Source organism: Collinsella sp. TF11-5AC, assembly GCF_003436775.1.
Lineage (GTDB): Bacteria > Actinomycetota > Coriobacteriia > Coriobacteriales > Coriobacteriaceae > Collinsella.
In genome coordinates, this window is record NZ_QSQO01000037.1 from 1 (window position 1) to 5,017 (window position 5,017).

Below are 5,017 nucleotides of genomic sequence, written 5' to 3' on the forward strand. Positions count from 1 at the left end.
GCGTTGGTCAAAATGGTTGTTTTTACAGTAGCGCTAACACGGGCCCGCACCCGCGAGCAGGAGCTCGAGGAGCGCTGCCGCAGGCTCGAGGCCGAGGTCGCCTACCTAAAAAAATTGCGCGCCCTGGTCGAGCGGGACGGGCTCTGACCAGGGCGGCGGCCGAGGCGGTGGGGGCGCTGAGGGCGGAGGGGCACTCCCTGCGCCACCTGCTGGAGTGCTCGGGGCTCAGGAGGTCGACCTACTACTACGCGCTGGCGCACCCGCGGAGGCCGACCAGGCCCGAGCTGCGCGACGCCGCGGCCGAGATATTCTCGCGCACCGCCAACGGCTGCGGGCACCGGCAGATAGCCATGTGCCTGCGCGCCGAGCTGGGCGCGGTCGTGGCCGACAAGACCGTGCTCAAGATGATGCGCGAGATGGGGATTCGCTGCGGTATCAGACGCGAGACGGCCTACCACAGGTACAACTCGTACAGGGGCGTCGTCGGCAGAACGTTCGAGAACGTCATCGCGAGGGACTTCGGCGCCGAGGGGCCGTGGCAGAAGCTCGGCACCGACGTCACCGAGTTCAAGGTGGCCGGCGCCAAGGCCCACTGGGCCCCGGTGCTCGACTTCTGCACGAAGGAGATCGTGGCGAGCGACATATCGACCTCGCCGGACCTCGCCCAGCAGCACAGGATGCTCGACCGGCTCCTCGAGGCCCTGCCCGACGGGGCGGCGCCGACCATGCATTCGGACATGGGCTGGCAGTACCAGCACGAGTCCTACACCTCCAGGCTGGAGGGGGCGGGCATCACCCAGAGCATGTCGCGCAAGGGGAACTGCATCGACAACGCCGCCACCGAGCAGCTCTTCGGCCACGTGAAGGACGAGTTCTACCGCGGCAGGGAGTGGGGCAGCTTCGGGGACTTCAAGCGCGACCTGGAGGGGTACATAGCCCATTGGAACACGCGGCGCAGGCAGGTAAGATTGAAGGGCCTGACGCCGGAGGAGTTCCGGAACCGGGCCCTTGCGGCGTAGTCGCTATTTATTCAGTCCAAGTTTCGGGGCGCAGTTCACTGTCCCCTTTGTGGTGGTTTTGGTCGGTTAGTCTTCGAGCTGCGCTACTTTGTAGCGGTAGGCAGCGGCGATAACGTCTTTGCAGCCCTCGCGGCCCAGCTTGGCGCGGTTGACGACGATGTCCTTACCGCTCGTCATCTTCCACTTTCCGGCACTGTAGCGCTTATAGAACGCCTCGCGCGCCTTCTGCTGCTGCTTGACCAGCTTGGCGCCCTTCTTTTTATTAAGGCCACGCTTCTTGCGCACAATCTCGACGCGGTCCTCAAAAGGAGCGGTCACCAACACGGCAATGTGGTTGGGGTTGTTACGCAGCAGGTAATCGGACAGGCGGCCTTCGATAATGCAGCTCTCGGTCTCGCCCAGGTCCAAAATCACCTGGCTCATCTTCTGGAACAACTTGTCCGAGTACGAACGCGCGTCGTAGCGGTCGGGCAGGAACGCCATGTTCTCCACGGCCAGACGCTCGTCGTAGGCGGCCATCTTGTCGAGCGACTCGCCCGCGCGCAGCGACGCACGTACCAGCAGCTCGTTATCGTACAGCGGAATCCCCAACTCGTCGGCAAGCATGCGGCCAATCTCGTGGCCCTCGGCGCCAAAGTCGCGCGCGATGGTAATGACCACAGGATTCTTCTTGTTCTCCAGATCGCTCATCGCGATTCCTTTCTAACAAATGAGAAAAGGCAATTCCTGATTCCCATTTTGTCACTTACGACCGTCCTGGTTTCCCAAGTGCGGCAGATTGCCCCGAAAGAGGAGCGCCGCGTACTAAATGTACGCAAGCGACGATTGAGGGGCAAGGTGCCGTGCTTGGGGAAGCAGGACTATGCGGCCACGATGCGGCGTTGATATGCCCTCACCAGCAGCGAGATACCAAAGTTGAGCACGAAGTACATCGCAAACACCAGGCCGTAGAGCATAAGCACCTGCGACAGGTCGATCGCGTGGGCCATCACGACGTTTGCCGTGTACATGAGCTCGGCCACGTTAATGCCCGAAAGATACGAGCTGTCCTTGATGACGGTCGTGCACTGGCTAAACAGCGCCGGAATGATCGTCTTAAATGTCTGCGGCAGAATGATGTAGCGCATGGTGGCAAAGAAGCCAAAGCCCTGGCTCTGCGCCGCCTCAAACTGGCCGCGCGGAATCGAGTTGAGGCCGCCGCGCACAATCTCGGCCATAACGGCGCTGGTAAACAGCGTAAAGGCGATGGTCGAAATCACAATGTCCAAACCCTGCACCGTAAAGTAGATAAACAGGATCCACAGCAGGTTCGGCGTGCAACGGAACAGCTCGATATAGGCGCTTACCAAAATACGGAACGGGCGGGGCGCATAGCTCTTAACGAGCGCCAGCACCGTGCCAAAGATGAGCGAGAAAAAGATCGACAGCGCCGAGATCTCGATCGTCTTAACAAAGCCGCCCCAAATGTAGAGCAGGTTGGTCGCGTTGAAGACTTCCATGCGCTAGGCCTCCTCTACGTTGTCGAGCCCCAACTCGGCCAGGCTCACGCCGCGCGGACGCTCCTTGGAGCGGCGCTCGAGCCACTGCACCAGCATGGCGAGCGGAAAGCAGATGATGAAGTACATAAGGCAGCAGACGATATATCCCTGCAGGTAACCGTACAGACTCACAAAGTTGTCGGAACGGTACATAAGGTCGCCGCCGGCCACAAGCGCCAGCACCGACGTGTTCTTGACCAGGTTGAGTGCCTGGTTACACAGCGGCGGCAGAATGATCTTGAACGTCTGGGGCAGCACGATGTACCAGTACGCCTGGGCACGGGTGAAGCCCTGGCTCTGGGCCGCCTCCATCTGACCGCGCGGAACCGCCTCGATACCAGTGCGGATGACCTCCGAAATGTAGGCCGCGTGATACAGGCCCACGCCCAAGAAGCCCAGCACGAACGGCGCGATGCGCACCGGCTGGTCGGCACCGGTTATGGCTTGCAAAAACTGCGGACCGGCCATGTACATAAAGAGCACCTGCACGGGCAACGGGGTGTTCTGGTAAAACTCCACGTACACGCGGCTTATGGCGCGCAGCACGCGCGAACGGGTGGTGGAGAACACGCCCAGCAGCGTGCCCAGCACCAGCGACAGCAGCAGACCGGCAACGACCACCTGTAGCGTCACGCCAAAGCCCTCCCAGAAGGGCCCCATGTTTTGAAATGTCGTCGACCAACGGTCGGCGTCAAATAATCCTTCGAGCATTTGATTCCTTCCTTGGACGATGCGCCTATACAAGACCCCAGGTCTTGACCTCTTGGTCGAGCCAGCCGTCGGCCAGGCGATCGCAAATCACCTGATCGACCACGGCCGAAAGGTCGCAGCCCTTCTTGGTCGCCACGCCGTAGCCCTGCTCGCCAAACTTGACCTCGGGCTGCAGCAGCTCAACGGTCTCGTTCATGTAGCCGGCCAGCGTGGAGCGGTCCATGGCAAAGACGTCGATATTGCCGGCGTCGAGGGAACTCTTGATGATGGGATAGCCGCTAAAGGCCCTAAACTCGGGCTTACAGCTAAAGCCGTTGTCCTTGATCATCTGCTCGATCAGGCCCTGCGTGGTGGCACCCTGGCTCACGCCAATGACCTTGCCGTCCAAGTCCTCAATCGAGGTAAAGCCCGAACGCTTCTTGACCATGAGTCCCACGTAGTCGGTGCGGTACGGCGTCGAGAAATCCCAGCTCTTCTTGCGCTCGTCGGTGATGGTGTAGGTCGCCGCGACCACGTCGAGTTGGCCGTTATCGATCAGCGGGCCGCGCGTCTTGGGCGTTACGTCGGTAAACTCGACAAGCTCCTGGGCGCGGGCCTCCTTGTAGCTCACGCCAAAGACGGCAGCGGCGATCTGGTAGCACAAATCGACTTCCATGCCCTCAAAGCGGCCCTTGGCGGTGTCGTAATAGCCATAGCCGGGAACGTCCTTCTTGACGCCGGCATTCAGATGTCCACGCGACTTAATGGCCGCAAGCTTGGACCCCTTGTCGGAGCCCTCGCCGCTGGTAGAGTTGCCGCAACCGGTAAGCGCGGTCCCCGTCAGCGCAAGCATGCCGGCGCCAGCCAGCTGCAAAAAGTGACGGCGCGACACGGCCGCCCTCGTCATATCCGTCATGTCCATCACCGCGCCTAGTGCAGAATCTTGGACAGGAACTCGCGGCAGCGCGGGTTCTCGGGGTTATCGAAGAAGTGCTCGGGCGTGCCCTCCTCCAGGATGCGGCCGTCCTCCATAAAGATGACGCGGTCGGCCACCTGGCGCGCAAAGCCCATCTCGTGCGTCACGCAGATCATGGTGATATCCTCCTGCGCGAGCTCAATCATAACGTCCAGAACCTCCTGGACCATCTCGGGGTCGAGCGCCGAAGTCGGCTCGTCAAACAGGATGATGGGCTGCTTGGTGCACAGGGCACGGGCGATGGCGATGCGCTGCTGCTGACCGCCCGAGAGGTTCTGAGGATACTCGCCGGCCTTATGCGCCATGCCGACGCGCTTGAGCGCGGCGATGGCGATCTCGGTCGCCTCCTCCTTGCTCTTCTTTTGCAGCTTGATGGGCGCGAGCGTCAGATTGCCGAGCACCGTCATGTTGGGATACAGGTTGAACTGCTGAAACACCATGGAGCTGTACTTGCGAGCCATCTCCAGGTGATTCTTTTTGGTGAGCGGCGTACCGTCGATGAGGACCTCGCCCGACGTGGGCTCCTCCAGATAATCGACGCAACGGATGAGCGTCGACTTACCCGAGCCGGAAGGCCCGATCATTACGAGCTTCTCGCCGCGCTTGACGGTGAGATTGATATCTTTGAGCACATGCAGGTCGCCAAAGTACTTGTTGAGATGCTTGATCTCGATCATGTCTGCCATGGATGTCCCTTCCCTGCGTTTACACGAGTTGAACTATTGTACGGAAAGAACCACGTTTCCGCAGCCCAGGTAGTGTCGAGAAAGTTGGTGTAGAGCCCGATCCGAAGC

Annotated in this window: 6 protein-coding genes; 1 reads left to right on the forward strand and 5 read right to left on the reverse strand. The window is 60.7% G+C overall.

Features of this window, described 5'->3' with window-relative positions:
• Nucleotides 1-167: 167 nt before the first annotated feature.
• Nucleotides 168-1,019, forward strand: coding sequence for an IS3 family transposase (locus tag DXD16_RS10045; protein ID WP_199408235.1), 852 nt, complete (start codon nucleotides 168-170; stop codon nucleotides 1,017-1,019).
• Nucleotides 1,020-1,085: 66 nt separating this feature from the next.
• Here DXD16_RS10045 and DXD16_RS10050 read toward each other — a convergent pair whose 3' ends face one another.
• From DXD16_RS10050 to DXD16_RS10070, 5 genes are all read right to left on the reverse strand, one after another.
• A complete protein-coding gene (locus DXD16_RS10050) occupies nucleotides 1,086-1,709 on the reverse strand; it encodes an AAA family ATPase (protein WP_055285378.1) in 624 nt (207 codons plus the stop codon).
• Nucleotides 1,710-1,879: 170 nt separating this feature from the next.
• Complete coding sequence (locus DXD16_RS10055) at nucleotides 1,880-2,518, reverse strand: amino acid ABC transporter permease (protein WP_117655978.1); 639 nt, start codon at nucleotides 2,516-2,518, stop codon at nucleotides 1,880-1,882.
• A gap of 3 nt (nucleotides 2,519-2,521) precedes the next feature.
• Nucleotides 2,522-3,268: an amino acid ABC transporter permease gene (locus tag DXD16_RS10060; protein ID WP_035136546.1), complete on the reverse strand. Its 747-nt coding sequence runs from the start codon at nucleotides 3,266-3,268 to the stop codon at nucleotides 2,522-2,524.
• Between the two features lie 25 nt (nucleotides 3,269-3,293).
• The gene (locus DXD16_RS10065) at nucleotides 3,294-4,169 is read right to left on the reverse strand and encodes a transporter substrate-binding domain-containing protein (RefSeq protein ID WP_082435536.1); all 876 of its coding nucleotides are present in this window, start codon (nucleotides 4,167-4,169) and stop codon (nucleotides 3,294-3,296) included.
• A gap of 8 nt (nucleotides 4,170-4,177) precedes the next feature.
• Complete coding sequence (locus DXD16_RS10070) at nucleotides 4,178-4,909, reverse strand: amino acid ABC transporter ATP-binding protein (RefSeq protein ID WP_117655979.1); 732 nt, start codon at nucleotides 4,907-4,909, stop codon at nucleotides 4,178-4,180.
• Nucleotides 4,910-5,017: the final 108 nt, after the last annotated feature.